At 40.2% G+C, this 18,330-nt stretch carries 15 protein-coding genes; 7 read left to right on the top strand and 8 right to left on the bottom strand.

Annotated features, from left to right (window positions below; translation table 11 throughout):
• The first annotated feature begins 354 nt into the window (after positions 1 to 354).
• Both ABD985_RS18785 and rpiB read left to right on the top strand, forming a co-directional pair.
• Entirely contained in the window at positions 355 to 1,554 is a 1,200-nt protein-coding gene (locus ABD985_RS18785) for a glycosyltransferase family 4 protein (protein ID WP_345374462.1), read from the top strand.
• A gap of 382 nt (positions 1,555 to 1,936) precedes the next feature.
• Entirely contained in the window at positions 1,937 to 2,374 is a 438-nt protein-coding gene (gene rpiB / locus ABD985_RS18790) for a ribose 5-phosphate isomerase B (RefSeq protein ID WP_345374464.1), read from the top strand.
• Positions 2,375 to 2,552: 178 nt separating this feature from the next.
• Here the strand turns inward: rpiB and ABD985_RS18795 are convergent, their stop codons facing one another.
• Both ABD985_RS18795 and ABD985_RS18800 read right to left on the bottom strand, forming a co-directional pair.
• Positions 2,553 to 3,344, bottom strand: a complete 792-nt coding sequence (locus tag ABD985_RS18795; RefSeq protein WP_345374466.1) for a DUF4382 domain-containing protein — start codon at positions 3,342 to 3,344, stop codon at positions 2,553 to 2,555.
• Positions 3,345 to 3,383: 39 nt separating this feature from the next.
• Positions 3,384 to 4,079, bottom strand: coding sequence for a hypothetical protein (locus ABD985_RS18800; protein ID WP_345374468.1), 696 nt, complete (start codon positions 4,077 to 4,079; stop codon positions 3,384 to 3,386).
• A gap of 235 nt (positions 4,080 to 4,314) precedes the next feature.
• Here ABD985_RS18800 and ABD985_RS18805 point away from each other — a divergent pair, with 235 nt between their 5' ends.
• The 3 genes from ABD985_RS18805 to ABD985_RS18815 all read left to right on the top strand — a co-directional run bounded on the left by ABD985_RS18805 (position 4,315) and on the right by ABD985_RS18815 (position 8,413).
• Positions 4,315 to 4,830, top strand: a complete 516-nt coding sequence (locus ABD985_RS18805) for an RNA polymerase sigma factor (protein ID WP_345374470.1) — start codon at positions 4,315 to 4,317, stop codon at positions 4,828 to 4,830.
• 168 nt (positions 4,831 to 4,998) lie between these two features.
• Positions 4,999 to 5,898 (top strand): FecR family protein, encoded by a 900-nt coding sequence (locus ABD985_RS18810; RefSeq protein ID WP_345374472.1) that lies wholly within the window; start codon positions 4,999 to 5,001, stop codon positions 5,896 to 5,898.
• 1 nt (position 5,899) lies between these two features.
• Positions 5,900 to 8,413 carry a TonB-dependent receptor gene (locus tag ABD985_RS18815; protein WP_345374474.1) on the top strand — a complete coding sequence of 838 codons (2,514 nt, stop codon included), beginning with the start codon at positions 5,900 to 5,902 and terminating at the stop codon, positions 8,411 to 8,413.
• Positions 8,414 to 8,474: 61 nt separating this feature from the next.
• On the opposite strand, the gene murA is transcribed toward ABD985_RS18815, so the two are convergent.
• The 4 genes from murA to ABD985_RS18835 form a co-directional block, all read right to left on the bottom strand.
• Positions 8,475 to 9,785, bottom strand: a complete 1,311-nt coding sequence (murA, locus tag ABD985_RS18820; RefSeq protein ID WP_345374476.1) for a UDP-N-acetylglucosamine 1-carboxyvinyltransferase — start codon at positions 9,783 to 9,785, stop codon at positions 8,475 to 8,477.
• Between the two features lie 129 nt (positions 9,786 to 9,914).
• Positions 9,915 to 10,550, bottom strand: a complete 636-nt coding sequence (gene pdxH / locus ABD985_RS18825; RefSeq protein WP_345374478.1) for a pyridoxamine 5'-phosphate oxidase — start codon at positions 10,548 to 10,550, stop codon at positions 9,915 to 9,917.
• 283 nt (positions 10,551 to 10,833) lie between these two features.
• Positions 10,834 to 12,414: an NAD(P)/FAD-dependent oxidoreductase gene (locus ABD985_RS18830; protein ID WP_345374480.1), complete on the bottom strand. Its 1,581-nt coding sequence runs from the start codon at positions 12,412 to 12,414 to the stop codon at positions 10,834 to 10,836.
• Positions 12,415 to 12,839: 425 nt separating this feature from the next.
• Positions 12,840 to 13,589, bottom strand: coding sequence for a coiled-coil domain-containing protein (locus tag ABD985_RS18835; RefSeq protein ID WP_345374482.1), 750 nt, complete (start codon positions 13,587 to 13,589; stop codon positions 12,840 to 12,842).
• Between the two features lie 436 nt (positions 13,590 to 14,025).
• Here ABD985_RS18835 and ABD985_RS18840 point away from each other — a divergent pair, with 436 nt between their 5' ends.
• Positions 14,026 to 15,216, top strand: coding sequence for a glycosyltransferase (locus tag ABD985_RS18840; protein WP_345374484.1), 1,191 nt, complete (start codon positions 14,026 to 14,028; stop codon positions 15,214 to 15,216).
• Positions 15,213 to 16,460 (top strand): glycosyltransferase family 4 protein, encoded by a 1,248-nt coding sequence (locus tag ABD985_RS18845; RefSeq protein ID WP_345374486.1) that lies wholly within the window; start codon positions 15,213 to 15,215, stop codon positions 16,458 to 16,460. Before ABD985_RS18840 ends, ABD985_RS18845 begins: the two co-directional genes overlap by 4 nt.
• Positions 16,461 to 16,575: 115 nt before the next feature.
• Here ABD985_RS18845 and ABD985_RS18850 read toward each other — a convergent pair whose 3' ends face one another.
• Positions 16,576 to 17,838, bottom strand: a complete 1,263-nt coding sequence (locus ABD985_RS18850; protein ID WP_345374488.1) for an adenylosuccinate synthase — start codon at positions 17,836 to 17,838, stop codon at positions 16,576 to 16,578.
• A 41-nt stretch (positions 17,839 to 17,879) separates the two neighbouring features.
• Positions 17,880 to 18,257, bottom strand: coding sequence for an STAS domain-containing protein (locus ABD985_RS18855; protein ID WP_345374490.1), 378 nt, complete (start codon positions 18,255 to 18,257; stop codon positions 17,880 to 17,882).
• Between the last annotated feature and the right edge of the window lie 73 nt (positions 18,258 to 18,330).

Genomic DNA, 18,330 nt, shown 5'->3' on the forward strand with positions numbered 1-18,330 from the left:
ATTAGTAGCTTTACGGTATTTATTACTATCACACAGGGTTTATTCATAAAATCCAATAAGCCTTATAGCTACCCGAAACACCATTCTTTCACAGATCCTCGTCCTACAGACCGGACTAACGCGAGGGCTCATATTAAAAATGAATAGAAAATGATTTTAATATTAGGTATTGCTCACTGCTCACTGCTCACTGCTCACTGCTCACTGCTCACTGCTAAAGGTAAAAAATATAATCTATAAGGGCTTTCATTTCACTTTATTTTGTATTTACTACCTTTATGCCTACAAATTTAAGGTTAACTAACAACATTACGGCCAACATCCCTAAACAAGGGGCTAAGCAACTTCAGAAATATGAAAGCACTAAACATTGTCTTTATCACGGCGGCAGATCTACCCCAAGGAGGAGGAAACACCACCCGATTAAAAACCCTAGTGACAGCCTTACAAAACATGGGCCACCATGTCAATATCTTACTGGAGCATAGTCAGGGAAATGTAGCTCCGGAGATGCTGCAACCACAAGGAGAAATTGGAGGGGCCCCTTTTCAATATGTAACGGGTAGTACCATCAAGCCGAAGGGCTATCAGTTTTTCACAAAGAAACTTAGTGCTGTTTTTAAGATTAGGGATCACATTAAAAAACTCCATGAGGAAGGAAAAGTAGATGTCCTTTGGTTTAATCAATCTGCGGCCCACTTGATTTATCCCTTAACCCGATTAGGAAAAAAATTGGGAATCAAGATTGTTCACTCCTATGAAGATGAACGTCTCAAAGGAAATGGGTTGAAGCGTCAGCTGATTTATGCTAACCAATCACTAGCAGATCGAAAACTTACGGCACATGCAGACCATATTGTCGCCATCTCTCATTACCTGAGAGATAAATATGCGTTACTAACGGAAAATAAGGTTCCGATCAGCATCATTCCTACCATCATCGATCCAGCATTTTGGGATTGCACCTCTACAACACCTCAAAACGAGTATCCACTATTAGTTTATACAGGAGGGTTCTTCGGTTTTGATGAGGTAGAGGAAGTAATTCATGCCGTTCGTTTATTAAAGAATAAAGGTATTATCGTTCACTTCAATCTCATAGGATACAATAAGAATGATCCGGAATATATGCAAAGCGTACAATCCCTGATCAATGAGCTTGGTATAGAGGAACAAGTCAAAATGTTAGGTTTTGTTCCTTTTGAGCAACTAAAAGCTCAACTAGCCAAAGCTGACTTATTGATCGGTATCCGCAAAGATGATGGATGGAGCAATACGGGCTTCTCTACAAAACTTAGTGAATACCTAGCCACAGGTAGACCCGTACTCTGTGCCGCTTTAGAGGAAAACTGCCATTACCTTAAGGACCAGCAAAATGCTTATATGGTTACTCCAGGCGCCACTGCAGAGACCATTGCCAAAGCTATTGAATATGCGGTTACACACCCTGAGCAAAGTCAACAAATTGGTTTGGCAGGGCAGCAGGTTGCTAAAGAGCGTTTAAGTCAAACAGTGGTACAAGAGAAGTTAGGGAAGCTATTGGGGGAATGGTAGAACGTTGAGGCGACTTACGTCACTGAGAAAGAGCATTTACTAGTCGTAAGCTCCTGCTTACGACTTTACAGCGCTTTTTCGAGGGTCCACCCTCGTGTTGATTAATATTTTTTCGGTCTGTATTAACTGGAGGCTGGAGCCTCCAAATTGCTTTTGGGTCGTAAGCTGGAGCTTACGACCAGTATATGTATATGGTGTATGGTATATGGAGAACATAGTGCAAACCCGATGCAGGTCGTATCATTACATGACATACGTAACACTACAAACAGTCTAGGTATAAAATCGAGATCAAGGAAAAAGGAAAAGCACAATCTTTCAACCTAAGAAAAAAAATACCGATATTTGCGGCAGCAAATCATCTACCATAATTTTTACTGTTATGAAAATCGCAATTGGTGGCGACCACGCCGGCTTTGAATACAAAAACGTTATTCTTGATTACCTAAAAGAGAAAGGACATGAGGTAAAAGACTTCGGTCCTGAAACAGATGAGTCTTGTGACTATCCTGATTACATTCACCCTTTGGCACAAGCCATCGAAAAAGGAGAATTTGATAAAGGAGTAATCATCTGTGGAAGTGGAGTGGGAGTTATGTTGGTAGCGAACAAATACCAAAGCATCCGTGCCGCACTTTGCTGGAGAAAAGAGATTGCTGAACTTAGCCGTCAACACAACAATGCAAATGTTATCGCACTTCCTGCTCGTTTTATCTCTGTAGAAGATGCTATTTCTTTTGTAGACACTTTCCTAAATACAGAATTTGAAGGTGGAAGACACGAAAGAAGAGTAGAAAAAATTAGCAGAAAAGACGCTTAATCAAAAAAGGGATGCTTTAGAAGCATCCCTTTTTTATGTTCAATCGAAAAATGGCTACAAAAAATTATTGCCGATAAATGAATTGTTCTCGCACCAGACGTTTATTTAACAAGTCATCACCTTCTCGTCTGTGATCCATCGTAAAAAATTCCATTTTCCATTGACTATACTACGCTGATTACTCAGCTGACTCTTCTACTACTTCTTCAACTGCAGTAAAGTCTCCTGCTGGAGCCACTACACCGATCTCAACATCTACCATAGCAGTATCTAGTACCTCAAATCCTTCAGCAGCATCTACTACTACTTTGTATGATCCTTCAGCAATACCTCTTAGCATAAATGCTCCCTCTTCGTTAGTTGCTGCACTTGCAATAGTGTCCTCTCCTTGAATAGCAAATGCCATTGCTGAAACTGAATCAGGAAGAACAGTACCTGAGATCGCACCACTTGTCGCCTCCGTGATTGTACGGATAACTGGCTTCAAGCTATAGCTGCCATTTCCTTTTTCTACGATAGACTTCTCTACATCAAAGTCCAACAAGATGCTGTAAGTGATACCAGCTACTAACTCCTCATTGATTTGAAGTTTTAGCCCAGACTGGCTACCGCTTGGTACTTTCAAGTCGTGCGTTTCTCCATCGACTACCAAAGTATTGTTATTACCCAAGATCAATCTGATTTGAGAGATATACCCTGGATCTACTTCCTCGCTACCCAATAGTGTATCGATTCCAGCTGTTAGCTCCAATACGTCGAATACTGATGGTTGTGCAGACTCCATCGTCACCCAATTACTGTCTGAATTATACTCAATAGACTGTACATCAATAAAGACGTTCTCGTAGTCTCCTGGTGCATCAGTCATTCTTACTTCAAAGATTGCTTTACCGCTCTCGTTACTCTCACAAGCTGTAAATCCGAATACGGCCACTGCCGCAGCCATTGCTGTTGATAAAAATTTTCTCATTGTTGCTTTTATTAATTTGCCCTAAATGAATTTACTTGTTTAATCACACTTATTCTTTCTAAGAATGTCATACAAACTTTTTTGCGTATTGACTTCCACTATATTTTCCTTATCCTCTTGTACTAAAGACAAAGGATAATTGAATGTTAAATACACCTCTTCTGAAAGTCCTTCCAATAAGAGGTAAAGTTCCTTTTTGCTCTCTATCACAGTTACCTCAGACTGTTCCTGCTCAATGGCATAACTAGACACAGTGATCGGGTATACAAAATCAAAGCAATGTTTTCTCCCCCTATTACAGGTGTTTTGTAATCCGGAAAAACCATTTTCATTTTTCACCTCTACCACGTTATAGTTCGGTAAAACAACCTCAAATGGATAAGTTAACTCCCAATCTTTCTCTTCTAGTATTTCTTGATACTCCGTTAGCTCTTGCAGACTGTAGATCGTTACGTCTTGCTCTATCTTGTCTTCCTCTTGCCCATCTTGATTATCCTCTTCTTCAAAAGTAATCGTCACTGGAAAAACCATCATCAAGCAACTACTCTCGTCTAGTATATCGTCTACACTACCATCATTCTCTGCCATCTGCTGCAATAGAGGAATTAGCTCCGAATCCGAGGTAATGACCTCTTCTTTATCCGGCAGCACTTCTGTATAGAACTCGGACATGCAAGAGTCCAGTATTCCTAACAGAAAAAGAATGGCGATATATTGACTAAAGTATTTAAACATGATGTTTTCCAATTGCTTTTTTTAGGAGGCAATCTGTACATATAACCGCCCGCTTAAAGAAATCCCTACCCCCTAAACGACTATTTTTTCTTCTTTTTATAAAAAAAGTTTAGTGAGTATACTTTTTCATAAGGCTGTAGAGTTAAAAAATTATACCCCTAGTATACGTGCAGACAACTCAGAATAGTATGTTCATGCATGATTTTTGCTAGTTCATAGAAAAATGCAATTTCCTATGCGCAAAGAACAAGAACAAGGAGTTTGCCACAGTACTGTATTCGAGAAACTTTTTAAGCAACATTCACAAGATCTTCATGATTTTCTGTACTACAAATATGGAGATAGGGACAACCCTGCCGATTTGGTACAAGAAGCCTTTATGAAGTTGTGGGATAATTGCCATAAGGTCTTACCAGAAAAAGCTAGAGGCTTTCTGTTTACTGTGGTCAACAATCAGATGCTCAACGTGCTGGACCGAAAAAAAACAGCACTCAAGTACCAACATGAACCTCAACAGCACTTCACCAATGAGTCCCCCGAATACCTGATAGAAGAAACTGAGTATTTGGAACAGTTGGAAGGAGCTATTGCGAGCCTTACTCCCGAACAGCGAGAAGCCTTTTTACTTTTCCGTATTGAAGGAAAAAAACAAAAGGAAATTGCTGAACTACTGGGTATTTCACAAAAAGCTGTAGAGAAACGAATCGCCAAAGCACACAAACATTTAAAGACTATCTTGGTGAATTTTTAATTTATTCAAGATAAGAGGTAGTGATTTCTTAGGCTTTCCGGTTTTATATATGGGCAGTGAGCAGTGAAGAAAGTTATTTTTTCAATGAACAAATCAACTTGATTCAACTGAATTACACCTAAAAGCTATACTAAATATTATTCGTCATACTATCCTAGTCATTTCACTATGGACAAGAAGGAACAAATCAATAAATGGCTCGATGACAATATGTCGTCTGAGGAACGCAGTACATTTGAACAGAGTGAGGCTTTTGAACGACTACAAAAGCTTTCCTATTATTATTTACAGCAAAAGAAACAACCTTATGCTGTTCAAGAAGAGTGGGAAAAGATCCAAAATAATCTCCCTCAAAAAAATAGAACCATTTCGTTCTTTCCTTCTTATCGCCTTTGGCAGGTTGCAGCGGTAATCGCCTTACTCCTTGTTGGAGGAGTTTACTTTATGAACCAACTGCCTACCACACATTATGCCCATCCAGGCGATTCTTTAGCACTCACACTCCCTGATGCTTCTTCTGTAAGACTGAATGCGGGATCTCAACTAAGCTATAAAGAAAGTGAGTGGGATAAGCAGAGAGATGTACAACTAGAAGGAGAGGCTTTTTTCAAAGTGAAAAAGGGAAGTAGTTTCCGTGTCCATACTTCATTGGGAAGTGTAGAAGTGTTGGGTACTGAATTTAATGTCAAGGAGAGGGACAACTGGTTTGAGGTATCTTGTTTTGAAGGATTGGTTGCTGTTCAGCATAATGGTAAAAATATAGAACTGCCAGCCGGAAAAACCTTTAGCGTAAATAAAGGAATCACTAAACTAGGAAGTGTCAAGAAATTCGGAGAACCTTTATGGACTAAAGGAGAAAGTTACTTCAATAATACCCCACTACAAGACGTTCTAAAGGAAATTGAACGACAATATGATCTCAGCATAAAGGCACAATCTATCGATTCGAGTGTCCACTTCAGTGGTAGCTTCCCACACAATAATCTTGAAGCTACTCTCAAAAGTGTGACGCTTCCTTTAGGTATTTCATACAAAATCATTGATCGCAACACGGTGGTATTAAAGTAGTATGCTTTCTGGTAAATCGCTTATTATTACATTTTTTTTACTTCTTATTTATTTCCAAGGAGCAGCACAGCAATCCTCTGACTCTACTATTTCACTGAAGCAAGCCCTTCATGAAATTACGGAAGTTTATGAGGTACGCTTTTCTTATATAGAAGAAAAAGTGGAAGCAATTACCTTAACCCCACTCAAAGACTTTTCCTCTCTGGAGGAGTGCTTGTCTTATATGGAAAGTACCTATCCTCTAGAGATCACCCCTATACACCAACAATTATATAGTGTTCAGGTTACTCTCCCAAGTAATATATGTGCTTATGTTATGGATGGAAAAACATCCCTACCACTTCCGTATGCAAGTCTAAAGAGCAACTATACACAAGGATTAACCGATGAGAATGCCTACTTTCAATGGCCAATCCATTCTATAACCGATACGCTAACTATATCTTACACAGGTTATCAATCCTTAAGTATACCACTTGTATCTATCGATGCCGACAGCTGCCGCTATATCGCACTCTCACCAAAATCACTGACAATGGATGAGGTGATTATTGAAGATTATATTCTGAAAGGAATTCAGCAAAAGTTGGATGGTAATATCACACTGCAACTACCTGCCATGAACATGGTACCGGGGCTAGCTGAAAAAGACGCTCTCCACTCCTTGCAAGTATTACCTGGGATATACAGTGTACAAGAGACTGTTTCCGGGCTCAATATCCGAGGTGGCACCCATGATCAAAACCTGATTCTTTGGGAAGGGCTTCGCATGTACCAGTCAGGACATTTCTTTGGATTGATTTCCGCCTTCAATCCAACCTTCACTCAAGAAGTAAGTGTCCTAAAAGGTGGTAGAACAGCAGCATGGGGAGAAGGAGTCTCTGGAAGTATATCACTAAAGAACAAGGAAAAACATATCTCTGAACTTAATACTTCCGCTCACCTGAATCTACTATCTGCAGGGGTTGGCATGCAAATCCCTATTAACTCACGTAACACTTTACAACTATCCACAAGACGATCTATTGCTGACCTATGGAGAAGTCCTACCTATCAAAAATACTACGAGCGAGCATTTAGAGGTACCGATGTATTTCAAGCAAATGAGAACACAGACAGCAACACTGAAGAGGATTTCCAGTTCCATGATATAAACCTTCATTATTCTTTTCAACGAACTGCAAAAGAGGCTATTCATCTTGACTTCATGCATATTCAAAATGATATTTCCTATGCTGAGAGTGGAGTCTATAATGAGATTCTTACCTCCAGAGAGAGTAGCCTTCAGCAACGTCAACAGGCCGCAGGAATTACTTATCAAAAACAATGGAATGAAGCCTTGAGTAGTGAGCTTCGATTGGGAGGAACACTTTACTTACTTTCGGGAATCAATCATGATATTGCTTATGGACAAGAGCAACAACAACAAAACGAAGTAACAGACCTACAACTACAGCTAAAAGGCGATTATCAGTTCAGTCCTTTGCTACAAATACAGTTCGGATATCAAGCGTCAGAAGTAGGTATTCGTAGTTTTAATAAAATCAATATCCCTTCCTTATTGATTGATAGCCGTAATGTCACGGTCAATCAGGCTGTATTTGGCGATGTATCCTGGAACAACCGACGACAAACTACTTATATTCAGGCAGGAGTTAGAGGCAATCATTATCAAAAAGCAAAAGCTTTCACACTAGAGCCAAGACTACGTCTAAGACAAACGATTACACCATTTTACGCCATAGCTATTACTGCCGAATCCAGCAGTCAAAGTATTTTACAGCTCATTGATCAACAACAAGATTTTCTGGGCGTTGAAAAAAGGCGATGGGTAATGGCTAACAATGAGAATATTCCCTTACTAAAAGGAAAACAACTCTCTTTAGAAAATACCTTTAAGAAAAAAGGAGTCCTGCTTTCAGCTGAAATATACTGGAAGAAAATTGATGGTATCCTTAGTAAAAGTCAGGGTTTTTTGAATCAATACACTTATACCGATACCCAAGGAAAGTATGATACCTATGGCCTAGACGTTCTGGTTAACTACCAATATAAAACCATTGGAAGCTGGCTCAGTTATTCCCTGAGTGAAAGTAATTATACGTTCCCAGCCTTGTCTACCTCTTTCTTTCCTAATAATGTAGACCTCCGTCATATTGCATCAACGGGTATTAGTTATAATCACTATCCTTGGGCAATAGCCTATGGTCTTCATTGGCACAGTGGCCTCCCCTATACTCCCGCAGAAGAGATCAACGAAGAGACTATTATCTACAGCACCCCTAACAGTGCTCGCCTGTCCGCTTACAGCAGAATGGATCTTTCCGCAAAATATACTTTTACGATAGGAAAAGTAACGGGCAATGCAGGCCTCAGCCTTTGGAATACTTTTAATAAGGAAAATATTATTGAGCAGTACTATCGACAGGATCAGGTGAAAGGTATTATTTCTCAAACACAATTTGCATTGATGCGTACGCCTAATTTGCAGGTGGGTGTTACGTTGATGTGGTAAGTCATTAAAAAAGGCATCCATAATGGATGCCCTTACCTTCTTTATATCTTGAAAAGAGAGATTATACACGCTCAATCTTAGCGCCCAAAGCTCTCAAACGCTCGTCAATAAACTGGTATCCTCTATCAATTTGCTCAATATTATAGATCGTACTCTTTCCTTCGGCAGACAAAGCTGCGATCAACAAGGCTACCCCTGCACGGATATCTGGCGAAGTCATGGAGATTCCTCTTAATGGACGTTCATTGTTCGAGCCAATGACGGTTGCCCTATGTGGGTCAGACAAAATGATTTGTGCCCCCATATCGATTAGCTTATCGACAAAGAACAAGCGGCTTTCAAACATCTTCTGATGGATCATTACCGTTCCTTTTGCCTTAATAGAGGCCACCAAAACGATACTCAATAAATCTGGAGTAAACATCGGCCAAGGACCATCCGCGATGTTCAGGATAGAGCCATCAATAAAACGTTCCATCTTATAGTTCTCCTGAGCAGGGATATAGATATCGTCTCCACGGAACTCCATTTGAATACCTAGTTTTTGGAATACACCAGGAATCTGTCCCAACTCATCGATACGACAGTCTTTGATCGTTAACTCCGAACCTGTCATTGCTGCCAAACCGATAAAGCTACCGATCTCAATCATATCCGGTAACATCGTATGCGTCGTTCCTCCTAAGCGTTCTACTCCTTCAATTTCCAATAGGTTGGAACCAGCTCCTTGAATATTGGCCCCCATGCGGTTCAACATACGACAAAGCTGCTTGATGTATGGCTCACAAGCGGCATTGTAAATCGTTGTTTTTCCTTTCGCCATTACGGCAGCCATAATCACGTTGGCAGTACCCGTTACAGAAGGCTCATCCAATAGGATATATTTACCTTCTAGGTTTTTAGCATCAATACTATAAAAGCTGGAACGATCATCATAATTAAATGAAGCCCCTAGTTTTGTAAAACCTAAAAAGTGAGTATCCAATCTTCTACGACCGATTTTGTCTCCTCCCGGCTTCGGTACTTTGGCAAAACCAAAGCGTGCCAGCAATGGTCCCAACACCATGATCGACCCTCTTAGCTTGGCTGCTTTTTGCGCAAACTCATCCGATTCTAAATAATGAATATCTACTGCATCGGCAGTAAACTCATAAGATCCCTCATCTAGTTTGTTGACTTTCACCCCTAGATCACCCAAGATCTCAATCAACTTCATAACATCAATGATGTTAGGGATATTATGAATAGTCACTTTCTCTTCCGTCAAAAGAACGGCACACAAGATCTGTAAGGCTTCGTTTTTAGCTCCTTGTGGAGTAATTTCTCCGCTGAGTTTGTGTCCTCCCTCAACGATAAATGCTTTTGATTCCATAATTCAGTGATATGTATTTATATAATACAAGTGGTAATGATATTCCTTGGATATTGGATAAATGTAAACTACATCAATGCCTAATTTGTATAATATTCATGAAAGTTGAAAAAATGAACAGAAAAGTTCTTAAGGTGCTAACCTTTTCCTAATCCACACACCTTCTTCTGTTAACTCATAAAGTACTCGGTCATGTAAACGACTAGGGCGTCCCTGCCAAAACTCTATACGATTTGGTATGACCCTAAACCCTCCCCAATGAGGTGGTCTGGGTACATGTGTGATATATTTTGCGGCATACATTGCAAAGCGTTTCATCACCTCATTCTTAGAAGAGATCTCCGAACTTTGCTCTGAGGCCCAAGCTCCTACCCTACTTTTATAAGGTCTACTAGAGAAATAAGCATCTGAAGTTTCTTCCGATACACGTTCTACCCTTCCCTCAATATTAACCTGTCGCTCCAACTCAGGCCAGAAAAACGTCAGAGCAGCATAAGGAGTAGCCTCCAGGTGTGTTCCCTTTCGACTTTGGTAGTTAGTATAAAATACGAAAGCTTCCTCCTCTACTCCTTTAAGTAAAACCGTTCTGGCTGAAGGTTTTCCTTCTGGAGACACTGACGATATCGTCATCGCAGTAGGCTCATTAACCTCCGACTTAATTGCCTCATTCAACCAGGTCGTAAATTGCTCAATAGGGTCCTCTGAACACTCCTTTACCGATAGCTCCTTATGAGAATAATCTTTTCGTATATCTGCAATATTCATGGTGAATAATGGTCAATTTTCAATGATTAATTTTCAATTTAGTTGTGCATTCAACCATCTTACTACTAACTCGCTCTGTTGAATCCGTTACACGGCGTCTCGAATTGAGCTTCGCTCGTTGAATTTCACCTTCGGTGAGTTGATTCGAGTTGAATAGTTAATTGAGAAACAATCAAAAAACAAATCATCTCAAATCAAGACGCCATGTAATGGAGCGAAGCTTAATTCAACTCTCCGAAGGAGAAATTCAACGATTCAACAAAGCAAGTTGGCAGTAGGGCTGCTATTTATTGCAATATAAGGCTGCCGCCATATTCGCACAAAGTTCTCCATCCATTGCCGCAGAGGCGATTCCCCCTGCATATCCTGCTCCTTCTCCGCAAGGGAACAGTCCTTTGATCTGCGGATGCTCACACGTATCTTTTTCACGAGGAATACGAACCGGAGAAGAGGTACGACTCTCCACCCCTACAATCTGTGCTTCGTTCGTCAGGTATCCTTTCATCTTCTTTCCAAAAGAACGGAACCCAAACTTTAAGCGATGGGCAATCTGCGGTGGTAGTACCTCTCGCATATCCGTAGAAATCAACCCTGGCTGATAAGACGTCTCATTCAAACTATCCGATACGCGATCTTGTGTAAAGTCCAGTAATCGTTGGGCTGGCGCTTGCTGTGTTCCTCCAGAGATCATAGAAGCACGCTGTTCTACCTCACGTTGGAAAGCCATTCCGGCCAACACTCCATACTCCTTTACATAAGGAGCAAAGTCTTCCCGATCCACTGCAACAACAATACCTGAATTGGCAAACTTTGAATCTCGACGAGATGGAGACATACCATTCACCACTACTTCTCCTGGGGCTGTTGCTGAAGGAACGATAAAACCACCTGGACACATGCAAAAGGAAAACACTCCTTTCTCTGTTCCTTTATACCTTACCTGACTCACCAGTGAATAAGATGCTGCTGGCAAATAAGGTCCTCTATCCAAGGCACAATGATATTGTATACTATCAATAATCGGTTGTGGATGCTCTACCCTTACTCCTAAGGCAAAAGGTTTCGTTTCTATTAAAACTTCCTTCTCCTTTAGCAACTCAAATATATCACGGGCAGAATGTCCCGTGGCCAAGATCACTGCCTCTCCCTCTATCTTATCACCATGCTGTGTCACCACTCCTTTGATCTGCTCTCCTTCCAAAATAAGATCCTCTACACGAGTATCGAAGTGTACTTCTCCTCCTGCTTGTAAAACACTTTCACGGATCTCGGCTACTACCTTAGGAAGTTTGTTCGTACCAATATGAGGATGTGCATCTACAAGAATCTTGGATGTGGCTCCATGTGCCACTAAAATCTCCATGATTCTTCTAAAATCTCCCCTCTTCTTGGCACGGGTGTAGAGTTTCCCATCAGAATACGTTCCTGCTCCCCCTTCACCAAAACAATAGTTAGAATCAGGATTCACAATATCCTTCTTATTGATATTGGCTAAGTCTCGACGTCTCGCACGAACATCTTTTCCTCTTTCTAGAAGAATCGGTTTAATGCCTTTTTCCAATAGACGTAAAGCGGCAAACATACCTGCGGGTCCTGCCCCTACAATCACCACTCTCTTGCCTTGACTTACGTTGGGGTAATCCCTTCTATAAGCAATCAACTCTGCTGGTGGCTCTCCCTCGAAAACTTCTGCCTTTACGTTAACTTTCACCTTCTTGGTTCTGGCATCAACAGAACGGCGACTCATACGAATATGTAAGTCAGCATGCTCCTTCAGCTTTAATCGCTGCATGACATACTGCCTAAAATTATCTTCATCGAATGCTACCTCGGGCGGTACAACAAACTCAACCTCTTTTTTCATAACTCCTATTCATTTTAAGAAGGTAAAAAGTAATAGGTAATAGATAATAGGTATTCACCTATCACCTGTTAGCTCTTACCTTTTCCCTTATCAGGGCTTATGCTTAAAAATAAACACCCCTCCTTGCTGCTATTAGAAACACTGTTCTTTCGTAAAACCTCCCTTCAGGAAAAAGTCTACATTATATCATTAGATATAGAATACTCTAATTTTTAGGAACAAGTGCTGACCTTACTTTAACCTATTACGTAAATCAGAATGCAAAATTAAGGGTTTTCTGCAAAGAGAAAGCCTTTCCATGACTTTTGTTTCCAAGAAAAAAACCATCATTGAACAGTTTTTTAACTGTCAATGATGGTTGAAAAAGGTAATAGGTAATAGGTAAGTTACACACCTTTTACCTATTACCTTTTACTTGTTACTTTTTACTTTAAACGTTCTTCTAGTTCTTCAATTTTGGTATAAGCCTCTTTGTTGCCTGCTTCAAAGGACTTTTTATAAAGATCCAAAGCTTCCTGATAAGTTTGTTTCTTTTTCTTTGGAGAGAAGAAATTTGTACGTTTCGCCGCTTCTTCCATTGCTGAAGCCTGCTTGAAGTAAGAGTCCGCTTCCGCATTCTTAGCATCCACCATCATCTTTTCTACACGCTCTTCCAAAGATTGTAATTCTACTTTCTTCTGCTCAATCAATACTTGCTGATCCCTGATCTCCTGGCTTTGCAAGTCTACTGTTTTGATCAGCGCCTTGTTTTCTTTACTATATTTCTCTACTTGCTCATTTAGTTCACGAATTTCTTCTGTTCTCTTTTTAAGCTGAGAAGTCAAGCGCTTCACTGTATTAGAAAGGTTTTTGTTATTTGAACCCAGATTAGCAATTAACTCTTCAGAATCTGCCAGTTTCTCGTCCGACTCTGCCAAAAACTCATTCAGTTTGCGGATTCTCTCTTGGTAAGACTCGTAACTCGTGCCTTTTTCCAAGTCCAACATCATTATTTTTCGGTTATCCTCTATAGAGTCCAATAAACTTCCTACTTCATCCAGAGCAGTAGCCGCCTGTCTCGTCGCCTCTAATTCTTCCTGCATCTCTGCTACTTTCTGTTTCAATTGTTCATTCTCTTCCGTAATTCCACAGCCTATTAAAAACAAAGGCAAGAAAAAAATCAAATAAGGTCTCATTGTTGATATTATTATGTCGATTGTTCAGATAATTATATGTTAGTTACTACTAATAATAAAAAAAAGCAAACGATCCGGAAGGGTTTCCTTCATGTTCTCATCAGGTTAGGTTCATAAAGTTCCCTACCCAAGCTCCTTCAAAAGTATTATGATTTTCAAAACATAAGATCTTCTAAAATATTACGTTATCCTATAGAAATGTCATTGTTTTATTGTATTCCAATAGACAATATTGCAAATTTGTATTCATTTAATACCAACATTTTCACCCGCTATTGTCTTTACCTAAGATGAATTAGCATTAAATGGATACAACCCATTTCAATAATTGTACCTTATTGTAATAAAGATCTGATATTTACAAAGGTTAACAGCAAACTAAACTGAAGCATCTGGATATTCTTATCCAAGAAGTGCATAAACATGGTTTTCCCTTATGGAAAATAGGCAAACGAAAAAGATTCGCATTTTAAGAATCATCGCTCGATTAAATGTCGGTGGACCAGCTATACACACCGTACTCTTAACCGACCGACTCAATAACGATAAATTTGAAAGCAAACTAATCGCAGGTCAGCTTTCGGAAGGGGAAGGCGACATGTCTTACCTTGCCAAGGAGCGTAATGTGGTATATGAAGAATGTCAAGACTTACAGAGAGAACTTTCCCCTATCAAAGATATAAAGGCCCTTTTGAAGATGTGGAAGATCATCCGTACTTATCAGCCGGATATCATCCATACCCATACTGCTAAGGCCGGCTTTATTGGAAGGAGCGCCGCCCTACTGTATAATCTCTTTAAAAATGAGGCAAAACGCATCCGTGTAGTACATACTTTTCATGGACACGTCTTTCACAGTTACTTCTCCCCATTGAAAACCAACCTATTCCTGTTTTTGGAAAGGTTCTTGGGTAGGTATACAGATACGATTATTACAATTACTCCCCTTCAAAAGCAAGAAATCTTGTCCTTGGGGGTGGGAAAAGAAATACAACATCAAATTGTTCCCTTAGGATTGGACCTGAAAAGGTTCTACATACAGCCTAGGGATAACGGTATTTTAAAAGGTCATTTTGAGATTCCTTCTGAGAAAAAACTGATTGGTGTCGTCGCTCGTTTTACAGCGATAAAAAACCTTACATTATTTTTGGAGACGGCCGCTGAGCTTTTGAAAAATTTTAATGATATACACTTCGTTATGGTAGGAGATGGAGAGGAAATGTCATTACTCAAAGAGAAAGCCGAAGCGTTAAATATCACTTCTTCAGTGACTTTTACCGGGTTCTTAAAGGAATTACACCTTGTCTATGCCGATCTGGATTTAGTGATGCTTACTTCTCACAATGAAGGGTCTCCCGTTTCTATTATAGAAGCGATGACAGCTGGTGTTCCTGTAGTAGCGAGCGCTGTTGGAGGTGTTCCTGACCTCTTTCAGAAAGATTTTCATGAAATGCTTTGCCCAGCCAATGACAAGGATGCTCTAGTCAAAGCTTGCGCTAAGATCCTGAAAGATCACATCTACCGGAATGCATTTATTGATGCACACCAAAACCAAATTTATCAAAAATACAGCTTTGACCGTCTAAGTAATGATCTTAGTGGTCTATATCAAAACCTTGTATCATGAATATTACCTTGCTAACGCTGTTCATTAGCATAATATCCGGAATTACAATTTCCTTTTTACTGACCAAAGTAGTCATTACCCAAGCGATACGCTACAATATTGTCGATAAGCCAAGGGTAGATCGTTTTCATAAGAAAACTACTGCCCTAATGGGAGGTATTGCGATCATGCTAGCCTTCCTAGTTACGATGACCTTGGCTGGACTTACTCCACTTTGGTGGAGTATAGGTAATATTATAGGGATACTTCTAAGTGTTATTTTAATTTTCAAGAACCACCGAAAAGCATCATTGATCAGTAGTGTCATTACTGTTGTAGCTGCTATGGGGAGTTTGATATTACTTTATGGCTATTCCTTAGAAGAAAGTAAGTTTTCTTTTTTAAGTATTGGGGCTGACATTATCTTCCTCACCGGTATGTTTGATGATAAGTCGAAGGCCATGGAACCAAAGATCAAATTGTTTTTTCAGATCATTGCCTCTGCCATTATCACTTGGATTGCAGGAGACACCACATTACTTCCTGCTCCATTCAATTATATTTTTGTAGCTATATGGTCTATAGGGCTAATGAACGCTTTCAATATGATTGACAATATGAATGGATTGTCAGCAGGTGCAGCCTGTTTATCCGCTGCATTATTCAGCCTCTTATCATTCTTTTGGTTTGACACTCCTGTTTTAGGATTACTCTCCGCAATCATAGCAGCAGTAACTTTTGGATTCTTGCCTCTGAACTTTCCTAAAGCCCGTATCTTTATGGGGGATTCGGGGAGCATGTTATTGGGATATCTAATCGGTAGCTTAGCCGTTTTAGGCTGTTGGACTGGGAAAGAACTATCCTTTAACACACTTATTCCTTTTGGGCTAATCGCTTATCCAATTTTTGATGTGGCTTTTGTTTCTATCAATAGAACCCGCTCCGGAAGACCTATTTATATTGGAGGAAAAGACCATTCATCCCACCTTTTGGTGAAATTAGGACTCTCTCCTAAAAATGCTGTTCTTACGATCTATGGTATTATTATGATGACGGGTTCCATGACACTATCCCTTACCTTGTTGGGGACATTTGAGCAAATCATTGGAGTCCTTTTTGTTGGAATTAGTCTATTGCTCTTAGGAGTACACCTTAGCAGAATTCATGATATGGAATACATGCCTAAAAAGGAAAGAGTTACTATTGAGCGAAAAGCTCCTACTGAGGAGCGATTGATCCTTAAAAAAGTCTCTTCTGAACATTAGTTAACCCACGGCGATGCCGTGGGCTAGCCCATGGCATCGCCATGGGATATAAAAAACGCCATCGATTCAATACGAATCGATGGCGTTTTTATTTTATCACAATAAGTTCTTACACTTATTTCATTACTGTCTCTGTTCTGTCTGGTCCCAAAGAAACCATTGTCACAGGAACTCCAATATATGACTCAATGAACGCTACATAATCTAGCAATTCTTTTGGAAGGTCATTAAAGTTCTTCGTGTGGTCTACTTCCGTATTCCAGCCTTTCAACGTTTCGTAAACAGGGCTATCCACATCTTCCAAGTCGTAAGGTACTTCTTCTGTAGTAGAACCATCTTTCAACTTATAAGCCGTACATATCTTGATTTCTTCGAAGGAGTTCAAAACGTCAGCTTTCATCATGAACAACTCTGTTGCTCCGTTGATCATTACCGCATATTTCAATGCAGGAAGGTCCAACCAACCACAACGACGCTCTCTACCAGTGGTCGCGCCAAACTCATGACCAATTTGCTGGATCTTTTCTCCTGTAGCATCAAACAACTCCGTAGGGAATGGTCCTGAACCTACACGCGTACAATATGCCTTGAAGATTCCGAATACATTCTTTTGTCCATTTGGAGGTACACCCAAACCTACAGAAGCACCTGCAGCGAATGTATTAGAACTTGTCACAAACGGATAAGAACCGAAGTCAACGTCCAGCAAAGCACCCTGAGCACCCTCAGCCAATACTTTCTTTCCGTCTTTGATACCATTGTTCACATAATACTCGCTATTCACGAACTTCAGTGTCTTCATTTTCTCTACTGCCTCGAAGAACTCTTTCTCCATTTCTTCCAGAGCAGCATAATCAAACTGATAGTACTCCAAGATAGACTTGTGACGATCTACCAAGGCGTTATACTTCTCCATAAAGTTCTCAGCAAAGAGATCACCTGTTCTTATACCAACACGTGCTGATTTGTCCTGATATGTAGGGCCGATACCCTTCAATGTAGAACCAATCTTATTTGCTCCTTTGCTTTGCTCATAAGCAGCATCCAACAAACGGTGAGAAGGAAGAATCAAGTGTGCTTTCTTTGAGATCATCATGTTCTTGGTCACGTCAAAGCCTGCTGCTTGCAACTTGCTGATCTCTTCCCAAAGAATACGGATGTCCAATACGACACCATTACCAACCACATTGTCTGTACCTTCCTGAAATACTCCTGAAGGGATCTGATGCAAGACAAACTTCTTTCCATCAAATTCCAATGTATGCCCGGCATTGGGTCCTCCTTGAAAACGGGCTACTATATCGTACTTTGGGGCCAGGTAATCTACCACTTTACCTTTACCTTCGTCCCCCCACTGCATACCTAATAATATGTCCATAACGAAATCTATGCTGATAAATATGTATGTAAATGCTTAAACTAAAATGTTGCGCATTCCTCCACCAATTCAGGGTGAGCATGCACAACAAGACGTAATGCCTCGGACCTCGTCCGGACAATCGTAAAAACTTTATCTAATTTAGTGACTTTTAATAATCGTTGTAACTGGGCAGGAGGAGCGATCAACACCATCCGTAACTGCTGCTGCTCCATTAGTGTGAATATTCTAACAAATATACTCAGTCCCTTACTGTTTACGTGCCCCAGGCTACTTGTATCTATGATACAATGATTCCTTTGCATACGGATATGCCTTTCAGAAAGAAGATAAAACGCTCTTTCGTCTTTAAGCCCTAGTAAATCCCCATAGAGCTTTAACAGAAGAATATTATCATATAGGCAATATGTCAACGACACGAATCAGTATTTTACTGTTTTTAAATGTCAGCCTCACCCCTTTACCGGAGACTTTCTCCTGGATGAAACCCAT

Origin of the sequence: Algivirga pacifica, assembly GCF_039543525.1 — a bacterium.
In the GTDB taxonomy this organism is placed as follows: Bacteria; Bacteroidota; Bacteroidia; order Cytophagales; family Flammeovirgaceae; genus Algivirga; species Algivirga pacifica.